Below are 15,719 nucleotides of genomic sequence, written 5' to 3'. Positions count from 1 at the left end.
TTTTTTTAATATTTCACGCTCCATTTCCAAGCGTTTTACTTGTGCTTTTAACTTACGGATCTCGTCCTGCTCTGGAGTTAGTTTACCGTTTCCTCTAAATGCATGGCCATCATCATTTTCTGCCTCTTTTATCCAACGGCCCAGAATCTGAGGAGTAATCTCTAAGTTTCTAGCTGCTTCTGCAATATTGTAATTTTGCTCTCTTACCAGCGCAATGGCATCAAGTTTGAACTCTTTTGAATAGGTTTTACGTGTTTTCATTTCAATCTCCAGTTAAATCAATTATGTCTTAACTGGGTTAGTCGAATCAATTAAACCACGTCAACCGCTTTAACAACTTCCCTTGGATGAATCGTTGCACTATCTATCGTGCCGAAGAACAACTCCCGATATTCACTCAACTGATTCTGGTTGTCCAACAGCATCACCGCAAATACCTCACGTTCATACTTACCCAGTTTAAACCTTAAATATTCCTGCGTGGCTTTGGCATTACAGAAAGCATCTTTCTCTGCAAATTTATCAGCAATGATCTCAGATGCCTTTTCAAGTATCTGATGCTTGGTCATCGGCTTACGCAAAGCGTAAAGGTGGTTTCTATGTTTGTGCATAAGTGACTCCTTAATTAACCCATTAATAGGTCTATGCACATAAGTAATATGTACCTCAAAAAATCCGGAATCATATTTTTAAGTTAATTTTTACTCGCTCCATCCATGGTTTGAATGAACACAATAAGGATTTAAACCATGCGATTAATTAAACTAACCGAAGTAATGAATCAAACAGCACTTGGTCATTCAAGTGTTTACAAATATATGAAAGAAGGTTTATTCCCAAAGCCTGTTACACAAATAGGTAGATCAAAGGCATGGGTAGAAAGCGAAGTGCAAGAGTGGATTTTGGATAAGATTGAACAACGTGATAATGATGAGGAATTACAGATTGTCGGATAAATAAAGCATAAAGACAAGGAGCTACTGACCCCTTATCTTTATGCCGTATTTTAGTGAGGCGTTAAAATATATTAGAAAAAGCTGAAACACAAACTACTAATAGGCAAAATGTAAGCCCCTGACGTACTACCCTTTTGATTGTGAGGATTCACGTTACAGAGTCAACGCAAGTTCGACTTAATCTCATAAACGGTGGAGTCATGCCACTTTTGGTTAAAGTGGTTCTTAATTTTATTTTTTATACCGCAACTTTTCTGCAACAGCTCTAATGATACTAGTTGATCTAATAATCCCATTCCATGTAACCCTTTCATTGCACCGACATCAGGACCACATAAAAACCAAATTTTTTTATCACCGCAACAGTGGAAATATGTGAGCAAATCCCTTTCACCATCATCGATTGCGCTGTCTAACAACTCCGGATAGTTCAAAATCCAATCTGCACTTTCCTCTTCACTGATTGAATGAATGGCGGAGAATGAGCACCGTAAATTAGCTTCAGTCATGCTTATCCCTTGCCCTTGAACTGGTTTCCTAAGCGCCTCTTTAATCACTGTTTCTACAGTGTGTAAATTGTAAGCACCTGCAATAGCTTTCCAAGTTTTCAATTTGTCAGCTTCGATAATTACATTGGCATCAATTAAAATGATATCGCCATTCTTTGGTACGTTTGATTGCATTCATCCCTTCCTACAATTCAAGCGGTGAAGCCAAGCTATAACTATCAAATGTAGCCTCGAGATCACTCATGTCCATGTTTAAATTTGTTGTCGCTTTGCGAATAGACACTGTACCACGGTACAGTGCATTGTGTAGGTCATTTACAAATTCAGAACTGAAGAGCCTTGGCTTCTCTCTTTTGTGATGCCCACCATTAAAACGCAGTAAGTCTCTATTCAGAGCATTACGTTCTGCTTGAGTTAAAACTTTAAGAGTGTGAAGTCGGTGCACCATTGCTGGGCTACTAACCTCAAATGTATTGGCCAACCCATTAATAAACTTCTCGTCTATTAGGCCTGTGTGAGCTTCCACATGCTGCATTACACTTGCCTTAGGCATTAACAAAGCTTCAGCAAAAGCATCTGCTAGCTTTTCCTCGATAGGCTTCTTTCCGCTCTTATTCGAATAAGAGCTTTCATAGTGGCTTGGTGGAAGTGCATCCCAAGTAAGGCAATGAAACAATTCATGTGCACAGTTGAAGTTTAATCGTCCATAAACCTCATTGCGATTCAGAACGATATAGTTTCCTTTAGTAACGTTAATGGCTGCCGCTGATACTTCGTTAGGAAGATCTAAATACAGTATATTGATACCTAGGTTAGATAGTTTGCTCATCAAACTTTTCGCAGGGTAAGCTCCCAATTGAACATGAGCACCTAACTTTTCAGCAGCGGCTCTGGCGTGGTCAAGGGTACTTTGCTTGTTTAATGGTAGCTTAAATAGTAAAGGAGAAGCGTTATCAGCACCTTGGATATGTTCATAGAGTCCAATAACCCGAGAAGCCACCTTCTCAGTCGTTTGCAAAGCTTCCTCAGAGGCTTCTTGCTGGCGCCAAGAGAACATTGCCTTGCCTACAAGTGAAGTCGGATCCAAGAAGTCCTTCATCGATACACCAATATGCTTAAGAGCAGCTTGGAGTTCTGCTGGCTTTAGATCTCGGTCTTGATTCTCTATGGCAGATAAGGTTTGTCGATCTTTAAACCCCATAGCCTTTGATAGCTCAGCTTGCTTAATTTCGTTCGCCATTCGGAACTGAATTAGCCGTTCGATTACTGCATTTGTCATAAGAATCTCCTTCAATTGGGAAGCATTGTAATCTTGCATTTAATTATATGCAATATTTATATAAAAGTATATTTCGTTAATACAAGTCGACGTATGGCGCGAGATAAGGCTACAAAAAAGCATCGCGATTTGCATCTTGAGCACCGCAAAAGATCTCATTCTAAAAACAACGAGGTCATCCCCCATGGCTATCATCAAATTTACTTAGCCACTACAAACACCTGTTGCATTGTTACATTGTTACTTAAGAGGTAGTTATGATTGCTTGTAGTGTGCATATATCTATAAAGATTTTATATGAGTAAAAGTAAAATGCTTTCAGAAGCAACTAGGCTAGCCCTTAGCAAGTTGCCGGACAACAGAATTGGCCTGCAGGGCACAGCATATGCTTTGAAGAAGTCGCGGTATCCTCAGGACTGATACTCCATGCAGATAGAGGAATTGAGTTTATTGGACTGGCGTTTCAAAAATCACTTAAATGACACAACATTAAATACAGTAGAAACCGATCAAGATATTGCACAGAGAATATTTTTATGGAGTAATTGCCCCATAGCTGAAAGGTGAGCTTATTCTAAAAACTGTATTTAATTCAATGGTTAAATTACAGAAATCATTACACAGGCATATCAATGGCATTTATAATACGATAATGTTACATTCAGGAGTTAATGATCTACTACCTATAGAGTACGAGGCCTAATAAAGGTAACAGAATTGTGTCCACTTTATTAGAGAGGGCTCAGGTTAGGAAGCTCATGCACAAAGGAATTGGGTAAATTCAGAAGCAGCCAGAAATTTCTACCGGGATTAAATATGAGTAGTGGTCAAACAAAAAATGCAGCGTTAACTACTGCACTAGCTTTTCATTATCAAGTATTAATCGGCTTAGATAAGTGCTTTTCGCTTGAAGAAGGGCAATCAATTTGGTTTGAAAAAGACGGTGACGTGAGCCTGGATTCGCCAGATACATTAGTATCTACTCAAACCGAAGTAAAATACTACGCAGAACCACTTACAGACCACCACGAAAATCTTTGGAAAACACTAAAAAACTGGCTAGCGCCAGAATTTGACCATACGCAATACGGTATTTTAGTGCTTCATACCACTCAAGAATTTGGCGTAACAACTAGGCTAAAGGACTGGAATACGCAAAGTGCCGAGCAACGTTTGAAGGCGCTAAAAACTATTTTTGAAGAACGTACCGACAAGCAGCTGAATGCTGATAAGCCATCTGAAGTTATTAAGCTACAGAAAGCGGTGATGGCTTCTGATGAGCTCCTACTTACAAGTGTACTTGATAAAGTTACCTTATTTACACAAGCAGATAACGCGCAAGACCTAGAAAAACAAATTCTTTCTAAACCTGTTGGTATTCCGAAAAATAATCTAAACAGTTACCTTCATGGGCTTGTTGGCTTTGTATATGCACAGGCAACACAGCAATCATGGAGTATTAAATACCAAGAGTTCGAAGCGAAGTGTGAAGAATTAACGACACTTCTTTGCAAGAAGGAATTCACCTTTCCAATTTTTTCAGGTGATGAGGCATCTGAGCTTGAAATTGAGCTGCACCAAGACAAACCATTTGTACAAAAAATAGTTGATATTGAGCATCACGAAATGATTCCTGATGCTGTAGGTAGCTGGCTTGAGCTACATAACTCTCTGCTTGAGCAGTTGGATGAGTATCCATTGTATAGGGATAAAACAGTTACTTATCAGAACCAACTAGTTAAAAAATATAAGCTTGCCCATTCGAGTGCACAACTTGAAGCGACGAATTCAATTAAAAGTTCGAAGCTACTGTACAACAAAACCATAGGCGAGTCCCCCCTTAATATGGGCAACGATATCCCACCGATTGAATACAAAAATGGCCTAATGCACGACGCTATGGATGATGAAGATCGCGATTTGAAATGGAAGGTTGAGCCATGAGCAGTATTGTCAATGCCCTATACGAGTTAAAGTACAACCCGTTTGAGTACGGGGCTTACCTTGCTTCGTTTTACAAAGCCATGGATGAGTCAGAAAATAACCTTTTACTCGCCCCTTTGATTATACCACTGTGCAGCCATCCATTTTTTTCTTTAAAGCTAAATAGTGCGAATATTAATAGCTCAATTTTTACCATATTTAATGGTGAGACGAGGATAAAAACTGAGCGTGATATAGAAAAATATGGAAGTTTCAATTTGAAAGCGCAGCAAAACAAAATCGTACATAAAGAACTACTTTACGACCTACAAGAGCGAATCGATGGATTTCAAACGTTAACCGAACAATGCATTCAATATTGCTTGATTAATGATTGGTTATCCGTAAACGAACAAAATTTATCCCTCCACGCATGTAATGGCTCCTCTTCAGAATTCTTAAGTCAAAAAAGTGCCAAGATGCTAGGGAGTGTACTTAGCGGCCATTCTGTGGTCGATATTTATGCGTATTTAGGAGTGAAACCGCGATGAAAGCATTAATTCATGAGATCGGCGTTATTGATAAGCAAGGAAACAAGCACCCTGTTAATTTTAACAAGGGATTAAATATTGTTACTGGTAAGTCATCTACTGGTAAAAGCGCCTTGATTGAAATCTTTGATTATTGTTTTGGCAGTGGCGAAAACACCATTCCTAAAGGGGTGATTACTACCAGTGCCGCTACTTACTACGTTGCATTTTCAGTTAACGAAGAAGATATGGTAATTGCTCGTGATCCCGAATTGAGTACAAAGGCATTTTTTCGTCGCATAGACGTATTCAATTCGGCTAAAATCGAAAGTGAATTTTTTAACACTACTTATTTTCGTCCCCTAAAAGAGTTTAATAAACACCTACGAGACTTTTTCTTAGACATAAATGATGTGGACGAATCTTTAGTTGCCAGAGCTAATCGAAAGAATAACGCTAAAGCGGCTACCCCATCAATACGTAGCTTTTCATCATTTATGCTTCAGCATCAAAACCTTGTTGCGAATAAACATGCGTTGTTTTATCGATTCGATCAAAAGGAAAAATGTGATCAGGTAATTGAACATACCAAAATATTTTTAGGGTTAGTTGATCAAAAATTCTTTCATTTATCGCAAGAAAAAGAACGATTAAGCACCGACATAAAGCGTTTTGAGCGTCAGAAAGAGACTAACAAGCGTACCTCTGAAAGCTATAAGAAAAACGTCGGTCCAGTTTTGAGTCAGCTGTATGCTTTGATGGGATTTAAAGGTGAACCGCTATCCTTGGAGAAAGTGCTTCGCCACCCGCAAGATGCCAAAGATCAACTCGACGACATTATAGTACCCGAGAGAATTAACCATAATTCCGATGCTATTACCCAACGATACAATAATTTGAAATTAGCTCGTAACCAAAAAACGGCTGAATTAAGGAAGTTGCAACGCCAAGCTACGTCAATAAATAAACACATTCAAGAAGAACAGCGGCTTGTTGATAACGTAAAGCAGTTTAGCTCACCTAAGCATGTTCATATATCCGCTTCTGTATGCCCATTTTGTCATACTGAAAAAGACACCTTGCGGCAAAGTGCAGAAAAGCTACAGCAGGCCATCACTAAGGTATCGGGGAGCCTAGCTCAAGCTCGCCCTATGAAAGCAAAATTTGAATCATCGTTAGTTGATGTACAACGTAATATTGAGATTGTATGTAGAGCGCAGACCGAGTTAAACCAACAAATAACAGAAATTGAAAAAACAGAAAAAAAGTTGGTGAAACAAAAGAGCCTGTATGAAAGTATTTTGATGCAGAAGGCTAAGTTATTTACTCTTCTCGACACCCTCAATATGGCTGATGATGCAGAACTGGAGAAGCAAATCAAAGGTCTAAGCAAACAGATAAAGAATATAAATAAAGACCTTAGAAAGTATGATGTACAAAAAGGACTAGAAAGCGCGTCGGCTAAGGTAAACAAATATATGGCTGAGGTTGGTAGTCATTTTGAATTTGAAGCTAGTTATAAGCCTATCAATCTTCACTTCTCATTCGAGACGTTCGACCTATATCATCTAAGTCCTGAAAGTGAGAAAACCTATTTAAGATCAATGGGAAGCGGCGCAAATTGGCTATACTGTCACGTTACGTTATTTTTAGCATTACATAAATATTTTGCTGAACTCGGTGATAAATGTGCTATCCCTTCAATACTGTTTTTGGATCAGCCGACACAGGTGTACTTTCCTAACTTTAACCGTGATATCTCTGACAGTTTCGAAGAGCAAAAGAACCAGGAAGCTCAGCAGCGAACCGGAAAAGAACGAGCCCTTGATGAAGATATCAAAGCTGTTGAAAACTTATTCAGTCAGTTGTCGATTTACTGTAATGAACTTGAACTGCATAACGGCTTCAGCCCGCAAATCATAGTCACAGACCATGCTGATGGTTTAACACTATCCAACGGGGCTTCATTTGAATCCCTAGTGAATGGAAATCGATGGCGTTCCCGAGGACTAATTGAGCCTGTTCACTATGTACAAGAGGATGAACAATGAAACTCAATTATATAAAGCTTTTCTGATGATCAAGCAGTACGGATACTAACTATCCATAAAAGCAAAGATCTTGAGTTTGATTCAGTGATTATGATGGCAATAGAAAATGAGATTTTCTTTGGAGATCCAGGCGCCAATCGTTGTGCATTCTTTGTTGGTGTGTCCCGCGCAAAACGTCGACAGGTTTTGAGTCATGCAGGCATGCGGGAGCGGCCTGATGGGTTCACCAGACGATGGAGTGAGAACAGGACCGCTCAAGAAGAGTACTTGGGCTATGTTAAGCCATTTATTTCATGAGGCCCCCATCTTCTCCAATAACATTGGTCACTCTGTTAGATAGCAATATTAAAGCCTCTAATCTCTCTTCAAAATAATCATACCGATCATAAATCCCCTCAACACCTTTTAACTTATGATTCAGACAACGTTCGGCCACATGGCCGGGCGTTCCTTGTGCCGCCAGCAGGCTTCGACAAGTACGTCTTAAGTCATGTACGGTAAAATGCTCCATATCCCCCATCTGATTCGGTGGTTGCTTCTTCTTACCCGCTTCTCGCCCGAACAGTTTGGTAATAGCACGGTTAAGCGTGTCTGCCCCCATACATGGACGTTTACTGCTGCGTCGATTAGGAAAAATGTAATCAGATCCGCATGACCTGATTTTAAGCTCTTTAAGCCATTCTAAGACGGCTTCCGGCAATGGAATAACAATGCCGACACCAGACTTACTGCGTTCTTTCGGAAGCCTCCACTTAGCCTCTTCTAAATTAAACTCCTGCCACGATGCCTCAATCAACTCCCCTTTCCTTACACCTAATACCACCAGCAATGCACAAGCCAGATAATTATCGCGACTGAAACTGTCACTGTTTTCACGTGCTTTTTGAAAAAATAACTTTAACTCTTCAAGGGTTAATGCCCTGTCTTTACTTTTTTCAATGCCACCAGCATCGGTAACCGAAAAAGCACTTGCGGGGTTAGTCCCTATAACATCGAGCTTTATGCCGTGATTGAAGATCTGCTTACAGTAAGCCAATGCATCATTAGCTATTGTGGGACGACCGGAGTTATTGATTGAAATAAGGACTTGTCTGATATCCCTTGCATTGATGCTGTCTAGTTTCATTTCACCAATGATCGGGGCAATATCTTTGCGGTAAACACGTGCGGGAATGGAGGGATGTTTTAATCTTTTTACATTGCCTTCCTGCCAATCGGCAAAAAGATCATCAACATTTTTAATCGCACCTTGTTCGGTACGACGCTTTTCTAACAGGGGATCAACACCTTGACGCAGCTGCTGCATTTTAAGGGAAGCAGCTGTTCGTGCATCAGCTAGAGACAGATCGGTATACTTGGCTAGCGTCATCTCTTTGCGTTTTTTATTGGAGGTAAACCTCAACATCCAATACGCTTTACCAGATTTAGGAACGACAAAATACAAGCCGTCACCATCTGCGAATCTTCCGACTTTACCCTTTGCTTTAGCTTCTACTTCTTTTGCTGTTAACTTGCCCATCAGTATGTCCACTCCAGTAAAATAGCGGGGTGACAGTTACCCACCACCTGTTATTTGCGAAAGTATAACACACTCACCAACAAACCCACCACTTGGACTTGGAACCCACCACACCAACACGGACTATGGCGGACAACAAATCAACACAAACCCAGCGAAATCAACACTTAAAAGGCAACAACAAACCACCACGGACATTATTCTATATTCTGAACCTGCTCGCGCATTTGTTCGATTAAAACCTTACATTCAACAGCAGCGGCTGTGACATCAGTATTAATTGCTTTTGAGCCGAGCGTATTCGCTTCGCGGTTAAATTCCTGCATCATAAAATCTAAACGGCGTCCAACTGCTCCGCCTTTTTTCAATACATTAATACTTTCACCAATGTGTGAATCTAAACGGTCTAACTCTTCAGCAACATCTGATTTCTGCGCCAGCAGTACCAGCTCCTGTTCAACTCGAGTACTGTCTAAATCAACCTTAGCATCATCGAATTTTTTAAGAATACGTGCTTTCTGCCAGGCATGAACTTCCGGCATAAATGAACGCACTTTTTCAGCTTGCTCACTGATTCCCGCTAACCGCTGCTCGATAAACACAGCAAGGTTGGCTCCTTCAGCTGCTCGAGATTCAACAAACTCATTCAGCGTTTCTTCAAAACCAGCCATCAGCTCTATCGTAATAGCATCAAGATCCTGCTCTGGAGCCTGCATAACACCAGGCCACTTCAAAATATCAAGCGGGTTTAATGTGCCGCTGCCGGCTTTTTCAATAACCCATTGTGCATTCTGAATAAGCTGAGCTGCAAAATCCTGATTCATACATAACGCACTTTCATCCGCACCGCCGGCTTCAAAACGTAAGCTGCATTCAACTTTACCGCGCTGCAGGCGTTTGCGGAACGCTTCTTTTAATTTAACTTCTAAACCACGAAACTGTTCAGGAAGGCGAAAATAGGTTTCTAAATAACGTTGGTTTACTGAGCGAATTTCCCATACTGCAGTTCCCCAATCACCTTTGAATTGCTTACGTGCAAATGCCGTCATGCTGTAAATCATAATCACCTCTCTTATTTTGAAAGCGCAGTATAACTGAGATATGGTGAAATATGCTACGATGGACCGCTATTACGGAGTATATTTTCATGAAAACCTCAATTGTGTGTCATATTATTGCTGGATTCTTAGATTCTGGTAAAAGTTCCTTTATAAAACAGCTGATTTCTTATAAACCCAGCCATGAAAAATGGGCCGTTCTGGTTAATGAGTCCGGCCGTAATCAATATGGAAAAGATTTCTGCCGGCACAATCAGGTTTTTATTAAAGAAGTCTATGGAGGATGTTTATGCTGCAGTGCCGGCATGCCGTTTCGAGTTGCCTTAAATAACTTAATTAAGGAAGTTAATCCGGATCGGATTTTTATTGAGCCGGCCGGCGCAGGACACCTTAAAAATATTCAGCACCTTTTACAAAGTCAATTTTATCTGCCGGTGTTAACCTTAAAATCCTGCATCTGCCTGTTATCTTATAAACAGCTGAATGATCAGAAATATAGTCAGAATGAGGGCTATCTATCTCTAATCAAACAAGCTGATATATTATGCATTAAAGCAGATAAAAATGAAGATGAAGATGAGGTTTCAGCAAAAAAAATGGCCCGCGAATATGCAAAGCCGCTTTATTTATTAAAAGGTAATGCTGACGATTTTAGCTTCATCGAGCAGAATTAGTGCGACATTAAGCGACCAAGTTCCTGCCCCGCTTCAATCATGCTGTCAAACTCATCGACCAGTCCATTTTTATTCAGGCTGAGGTAATCCGTTAATGTCGGCGGGAAACGTGCCACTATCATTTCCGGCGGCAGGTTTGCCCCCCACGCAAAACTGGCAAAGACTGATAGACGAATTAAGATAGCTTCCTTAGACGGCGTTTCGTAAGAAAGCGGATCCAGCTGCTGTTCTATTGCATCGCAGAATACCTCGGAGAAATTCCAGTGTTTGGCGAGTTCAGCACCAACCTGGCTGTAATCAAAACCAAATATTTCACGCTGAGCAGAAAGACGGGGTTCACCGGTTTCAATCGCCATGGCGACTAATGAGCATTCTTCTGGTTTTAATATCTGCAGCAGCAATTCGCCAATGTTATGCATCATGGCACAGGTAAATGCAGTTTCCTGATTAACATTGGTATGCTTAGCCAGCGATTTAGCAATGCTTGCCGTAGTAAAAGTATCTTTCCAGAACTTATCTTTATCAAAGCCGGGTGTTTCGGGAAAGACGTTTGACAATGAAGTCGCCACAACGATACGGCGAACCTGATTAAAACCTAAACGTATCACCGCCCGTTCAATCGATTCAACCTCTTTACCGCGTCGGTAAGCAACCGAATTCGCCATGCGGATCACTTTTGCACTAATCGACTGATCCATGCCGATTTTTTTAGCTATATCTTCAACGCGGGCATCTTCGTCCGAAAAGCTTTCCATTAATTCCAGTAATAAAATGGGTAAAACAGGCAGCTGTTTTACTTCACTGAAAAGCTGTGAAAAATTAAGCATTTGATGCTTCCTTTAATCTTTGCTGTGTAAACTACCAAATTAAGCTGAATCGATAATTAAATCAATCATAGAACAAAGCTTTATTGAGGCGACGCAAACTGTAAGTCATTAATATTTTTATCTTCGCAGAACTGTTTTAATTCTGCCTGAATTTTAAACACATCTCTTATTGCATAGGCCTGCTTAAAATCGCTTCCCCAGACCACACCCGGCCAGCAGGGATCAGATTCAGTACGGGCAATAATATGAACATGCATCTGCTTAACAATATTGCCGATACAGGCAACATTCAGTTTAGCGCACTCAAAGTTATTATTAACAAATTCACTGATTAAATTTATTTCTGTCTGCAGCTGAGTCTGTTCCTGACCGCTTAGGAGATACAGTTCCTGATGCTGTGTTTTCGGTACAATAATCATCCATGGAAAATAACTGTTGTTAAGTAATAACCATAGGCTATGGCTGCTTTCAGCCAGTTTAAAACAGTCGTTATGTAAACGCGGGTCCAGTTGAAATGTCATATTTTTCCTTATTAACGATTTTCTAATCGGTTGTAGTCAAACAAACCATAATTTATTGGATCTGTCTGGAAATGGAGCTGATGCAGTTTATCACTTACCTGCCAGAACTCCGGATTGGTCCGGCGTACTGAAAAACGTGACAGCAAGTCAAAAAAGCGCCTGCTGTCCTTAGCTGCAGTAAGCTGATTTATAAAAGTAAGCTTGTCTCTTTCATGCACCCGAAAGATCAGGCTTGGATAATTGCCTATCAAGCCCTTATATATACCAGCAGTATCTAATAATGGTAAGCGGTTAGCTTTTTCATTAAGCAGACTTGATACATTTTTATGGGCATTGTGGCGTAATAAAGTATAAAGGCGATCTTTGCCTTTTTCCGACTCAATCAAAATAAAGCTCATTTCCGGCAGATCCCTGACAACGCGGTTATCTAAACTGTTTAAGCGTTTAAGAGCGGTATCCTGCAGAGGGATCATATATTTAAAGTTATTGTCAATTTTCTGCTGAGGGTTATAAACATAATTTTTCAGCTGTGTCAGAAACTCCTCTTTTACAAAAGGAGTCTGGTAAGAAACACCTGTCGGCCGGGAATAAAGCAGACTCTGATCTTCCAGATAATTGGCCAGCTCATTGGTTGAATCTAAATACCAGCTTGCCATCACCTGCGGACGGCTTTCATTGGGCAGAAACGAGATAAAATTCATCTCGCTTTCAATACGCAGAAAGTCCATATATAAACGAGTTGTCAGCTGATGCCCGATATTGCCGAACACATCATAACCGGCAACCAGTAAATAATGAATCCGCTCCAATACCGGATAATCAATAATCCATGCTGTTTTAGGTTGCTTACCGACACTGCCTTTAACAACACTGGCACTGTCAAAATGCCGAAAAACGGTCAGCGCCGAGTTCTCATTGCCTGACCAGATATCTGTCAGCTGCAAACCCGACTGCATATCCATATTCTGCTCTATAAACTTACTTTTTGCTTTGATATAACGAGTCTGCCCGGCTGCATAACCTAACCAGTCGCGCACAGAAAGCGTTTCACTGCTGGTTTCAGAAGGCAGACGCAAATTATCAGCCTGCTCAAGTATAAACTGATCCGATGTCACACGAGTTTCCAGCTCCGGATTAACGAAAAACACCCAGAAATTATCATTAATAACATTCAGCGCAATACTTCCCCGGCAAACCGGCCCTTTAATAAAACCGCTGATAGTAAAGAATGCTTCATCGAGCATAAAGCTATAACGCGCGTAACTTGGAATCGCCTGAAAAACAACAAACGGACTTTCGCTCTGATAATCGGGTAAAACTTCTACTTCAAAATCATTCTTATAAAAGAGTTCATCCCAGCGTTGTTCACGCTTCTTGTTAAGTGCGTAAGGCATATGGGTTTTTGATAAAACCGTGCCCGGATCCCGGCGCAGACGATAATAAACATTTTCCGTTTCAGAATCATCATAGGGTCTGCGCGCTGCTATCTCCTGAATAGGTAAACCGGGTCCTGTCGATGAGCGCACTAAACGGAAAAACAGTGGCTGAGTCCCTTCTTTAACCGCTATTTCATCAAAATACAAATGTGCAAGAAACAGATGCTCATAAATATAGCGGCTGGATAACTGCGCTTTTAATGAACTATCATTAAGTTTGTCTTCCCATTTTGTCACCGCACGCTGCACAGCATCAGAAAGTTCCGGCGGACGCGACATCGGCGCCCCCTGCCCTATCCAGGTTTCAAGCACCTTAAATTCTTCTTTACTCAAGTTGGGCAGGCCGTAGGGCATGCCTGCCAGCGGGTAATCTTCCTGATATTCATCGAGCGTATCCAGCGTCGGGCATTGTTCGACTCGGTTCAGATGGTAATCAAACTCTTCAGGAAGGCGCCCGGCTTCCGGCTGTTGATGTTTGTTTTTCTGCACAAGTAACTGATACAGCACACTGCCCTGTAGATTAGCAAGCAGGGTTTGATCCCGTTCATTCAAAACCGTAGAGAAACCTTTTTTACGCCATTGTTCACTGCTGCTCGCATCAATAAATAAGCGCGTCGGATCCGCAGCCAGAATTCGCCTGGAATTATAAATCTTAGCCTTTGATGCACCACGATCGATGCCTTCAGCAGAGGATAGTTTTAGCTGACAAGGCGCGTCATAGCAGCCGTGGCAGACCACGCAGCGCTTTTCAATAATCGGCTGCACCTGATCATTAAACTGCACAGCAAGCGGATGGTCAGCGGGCAGCAGCCGGTCACGGGTCTGCGGACTTCCATAGTCCTTATTTAACTGTTCACTGGCATCTGAACACGCCATTAATATTAAACAGCAGATACCGATAAAAAGACCTTTAAAACTCATGATTACATTCTCTAAAGTTGCTAGACTAACTGCCCAAATTATATAGTGATTTTCAATCACTAATCAGCTGCTTAGGTTTGATAACTAAACACTCCGCTCCACTGGAGTATATAACGTAAGGATTTATCTATGAAATTTAGTCCATGTACGAGCCAATGTACAAGCGATGGCGACTTTTGCCGGGGGTGCGGGCGCAGCCATAATGAAATTCGAGATACCTCGGCGCTTTGGGCTAAGGTGGCGGCACATATGCTTGAATATGGGTACGATGACCCTGAAAAATTTTTAGAAACCCTTAATCAAAAATCCTTAAGACGATTAACTGTCCTTCAAGAAAACAGGCGCAGATAAAATGGCTAAAAATAAAAAAAACGAAATTTCAACAGAAACTCAGGATGAAGCACTCGTCATTGCCAGAAAAACACAAAAACCGGGGCAGACTAAAGAGCAGACACGCTTAATTGCTCAAGGCATTCAAAAAGGCATTGCAGAATACAAAAAAACAGCCAAAGAAAAACTCCGCCAGGCTGATAAAGCGAATAAAAAGAAAAAAAGGGAACAACAACAGCAGCAGGTAACGGAAGTCGAGATAGAGACAGTAGAAGAAAAAAACAGTAAGTTACCCTGGCTGTTATTAGGTCTAAGCTGGGCTGCTTTCGGTATTTATTTTTTATCTCAAATATAATATGCCTGATATACCGAATCTTGATAAAGTTAGACTTTATCATTGCCGTAAAACATAAGGAATAAACATGGTTAAAGTTATCGTAAATGGTGCCAGAGGACGCATGGGCAGTGAAGCAGTTAATGCAGTTAATAACGATCCTGAACTGCAGCTGGCTGGTCAATGTGATTTTGGTGATGATCTGGCTGCGCTGATTAAAGAGACCGGCGCCCAAGTGGTTGTGGATTTAACCGCAGCTTCTGCAGGTTTTACTAATACGCAGATTATCCTCAATGCAGGCGCATGTCCTGTTGTCGGCACCAGCGGTTTTCAGATTGAGCAGGTGAATGAACTGCAGGCATTAGCAGCCGAAAAACAGCTTGGCGGTCTAATCGCACCAAACTTTTCCCTTGGTGCAGTATTAATGATGAAGTTTGCAGCCCAGGCGGCTAAATATCTTCCGGATGTAGAAGTGATAGAAGCACATAGTCCGCAGAAAGAAGAAAGTCCGTCAGGTACAGGCATCCGCACTGCAGAGTTAATTGCACAAGCACGTACTAAAGCAGCCGTAAAATGCAGCGATAAAGAACTGATAGAAGGCGCTCGCGGTGCTGAACTGCATGGTGTTAAGCTGCATTCTGTCCGTCTACCGGGCGTGGTTGCACAACAGACCGTCTTTTTCGGCGGATTAAGCGAAACATTGAAAATAGAACATAACTCTCAACACCGAGAATCATTTATGCCGGGCATCTGTTTAGCCTGTAAAGAAGTCGTTAAACGTAGTGAACTGGTTTACGGTTTAGAACATTTGATGGATTAATAAATCCATTTAAGATAGAACAGCTGCATAT

General features: G+C 41.2%; 17 protein-coding genes and 1 pseudogene. 9 read left to right on the top strand and 9 right to left on the bottom strand.

Features of this window, described 5'->3' with window-relative positions; genetic code table 11:
* A partial coding sequence (locus tag G327_RS0122890) for an IS3 family transposase (protein ID WP_019617141.1) occupies positions 1–261 on the bottom strand: 261 nt, incomplete at its 3' end.
* Positions 262–311: 50 nt separating this feature from the next.
* Positions 312–611, bottom strand: a complete 300-nt coding sequence (locus G327_RS25495; protein WP_019617140.1) for a JAB domain-containing protein — start codon at positions 609–611, stop codon at positions 312–314.
* 138 nt (positions 612–749) lie between these two features.
* On the opposite strand from G327_RS25495, the gene G327_RS0122880 reads away from it, so the two are divergent.
* Positions 750–956, top strand: coding sequence for an AlpA family phage regulatory protein (locus G327_RS0122880; RefSeq protein ID WP_019617139.1), 207 nt, complete (start codon positions 750–752; stop codon positions 954–956).
* A gap of 161 nt (positions 957–1,117) precedes the next feature.
* On the opposite strand, the gene G327_RS0122875 is transcribed toward G327_RS0122880, so the two are convergent.
* Together G327_RS0122875 and G327_RS0122870 are read right to left on the bottom strand one after the other, a co-directional pair.
* Positions 1,118–1,639 (bottom strand): hypothetical protein, encoded by a 522-nt coding sequence (locus tag G327_RS0122875; protein WP_019617138.1) that lies wholly within the window; start codon positions 1,637–1,639, stop codon positions 1,118–1,120.
* Positions 1,640–1,649: 10 nt separating this feature from the next.
* Positions 1,650–2,744: an ImmA/IrrE family metallo-endopeptidase gene (locus tag G327_RS0122870; RefSeq protein WP_019617137.1), complete on the bottom strand. Its 1,095-nt coding sequence runs from the start codon at positions 2,742–2,744 to the stop codon at positions 1,650–1,652.
* 816 nt (positions 2,745–3,560) lie between these two features.
* Between G327_RS0122870 and G327_RS0122865 the strand changes: the two genes are divergently transcribed.
* From G327_RS0122865 to G327_RS0122850, 4 genes and pseudogenes are all read left to right on the top strand, one after another.
* Complete coding sequence (locus tag G327_RS0122865; RefSeq protein ID WP_019617136.1) at positions 3,561–4,688, top strand: hypothetical protein; 1,128 nt, start codon at positions 3,561–3,563, stop codon at positions 4,686–4,688.
* Positions 4,685–5,218 (top strand): three component ABC system middle component, encoded by a 534-nt coding sequence (locus G327_RS0122860; protein ID WP_019617135.1) that lies wholly within the window; start codon positions 4,685–4,687, stop codon positions 5,216–5,218. Before G327_RS0122865 ends, G327_RS0122860 begins: the two co-directional genes overlap by 4 nt.
* The gene (locus G327_RS0122855) at positions 5,215–7,248 is read left to right on the top strand and encodes a DUF3732 domain-containing protein (protein ID WP_019617134.1); all 2,034 of its coding nucleotides are present in this window, start codon (positions 5,215–5,217) and stop codon (positions 7,246–7,248) included. Before G327_RS0122860 ends, G327_RS0122855 begins: the two co-directional genes overlap by 4 nt.
* 33 nt (positions 7,249–7,281) lie before the next feature.
* A pseudogene (locus tag G327_RS0122850) lies at positions 7,282–7,545 on the top strand (3'-5' exonuclease); the annotation flags it as partial.
* On the opposite strand, the gene G327_RS0122845 reads toward G327_RS0122850, so the two are convergent.
* A complete protein-coding gene (locus G327_RS0122845) occupies positions 7,535–8,767 on the bottom strand; it encodes a tyrosine-type recombinase/integrase (protein ID WP_019617132.1) in 1,233 nt (410 codons plus the stop codon). The pseudogene G327_RS0122850 and the gene G327_RS0122845 overlap by 11 nt on opposite strands.
* Positions 8,768–8,964: 197 nt before the next feature.
* Positions 8,965–9,828, bottom strand: coding sequence for a YicC/YloC family endoribonuclease (locus G327_RS0122840; protein ID WP_019617131.1), 864 nt, complete (start codon positions 9,826–9,828; stop codon positions 8,965–8,967).
* A gap of 86 nt (positions 9,829–9,914) precedes the next feature.
* Here G327_RS0122840 and G327_RS0122835 point away from each other — a divergent pair, with 86 nt between their 5' ends.
* Positions 9,915–10,499, top strand: a complete 585-nt coding sequence (locus tag G327_RS0122835) for a GTP-binding protein (protein WP_019617130.1) — start codon at positions 9,915–9,917, stop codon at positions 10,497–10,499.
* Here the strand turns inward: G327_RS0122835 and G327_RS0122830 are convergent.
* From G327_RS0122830 to G327_RS0122820, 3 genes are all read right to left on the bottom strand, one after another.
* On the bottom strand, positions 10,496–11,326 hold the full coding sequence (locus G327_RS0122830) for an HDOD domain-containing protein (RefSeq protein ID WP_019617129.1): 831 nt from the start codon (positions 11,324–11,326) through the stop codon (positions 10,496–10,498). The genes G327_RS0122835 and G327_RS0122830 overlap by 4 nt on opposite strands.
* A gap of 80 nt (positions 11,327–11,406) precedes the next feature.
* On the bottom strand, positions 11,407–11,847 hold the full coding sequence (locus tag G327_RS0122825) for an HIT family protein (RefSeq protein WP_019617128.1): 441 nt from the start codon (positions 11,845–11,847) through the stop codon (positions 11,407–11,409).
* Positions 11,848–11,858: 11 nt separating this feature from the next.
* Positions 11,859–14,204: a fatty acid cis/trans isomerase gene (locus G327_RS0122820; protein ID WP_026339513.1), complete on the bottom strand. Its 2,346-nt coding sequence runs from the start codon at positions 14,202–14,204 to the stop codon at positions 11,859–11,861.
* A gap of 129 nt (positions 14,205–14,333) precedes the next feature.
* On the opposite strand from G327_RS0122820, the gene G327_RS0122815 reads away from it, so the two are divergent.
* The 3 genes from G327_RS0122815 (at position 14,334) to dapB (ending at position 15,688) form a co-directional block, all read left to right on the top strand.
* The gene (locus G327_RS0122815) at positions 14,334–14,555 is read left to right on the top strand and encodes a DUF1289 domain-containing protein (protein WP_019617126.1); all 222 of its coding nucleotides are present in this window, start codon (positions 14,334–14,336) and stop codon (positions 14,553–14,555) included.
* Between the two features lies 1 nt (position 14,556).
* Positions 14,557–14,889 (top strand): DUF2956 domain-containing protein, encoded by a 333-nt coding sequence (locus G327_RS0122810; RefSeq protein WP_019617125.1) that lies wholly within the window; start codon positions 14,557–14,559, stop codon positions 14,887–14,889.
* Between the two features lie 67 nt (positions 14,890–14,956).
* Positions 14,957–15,688, top strand: coding sequence for a 4-hydroxy-tetrahydrodipicolinate reductase (gene dapB / locus G327_RS0122805; RefSeq protein ID WP_019617124.1), 732 nt, complete (start codon positions 14,957–14,959; stop codon positions 15,686–15,688).
* Positions 15,689–15,719: the final 31 nt, after the last annotated feature.

It is taken from the genome of Psychromonas ossibalaenae ATCC BAA-1528 (assembly GCF_000381745.1).
GTDB classification, from domain to species: Bacteria; Pseudomonadota; Gammaproteobacteria; order Enterobacterales; family Psychromonadaceae; genus Psychromonas; species Psychromonas ossibalaenae.
The sequence above is the reverse complement of the archived record's forward strand: the minus strand, read 5'-3'. Positions and strand labels throughout refer to the sequence as shown.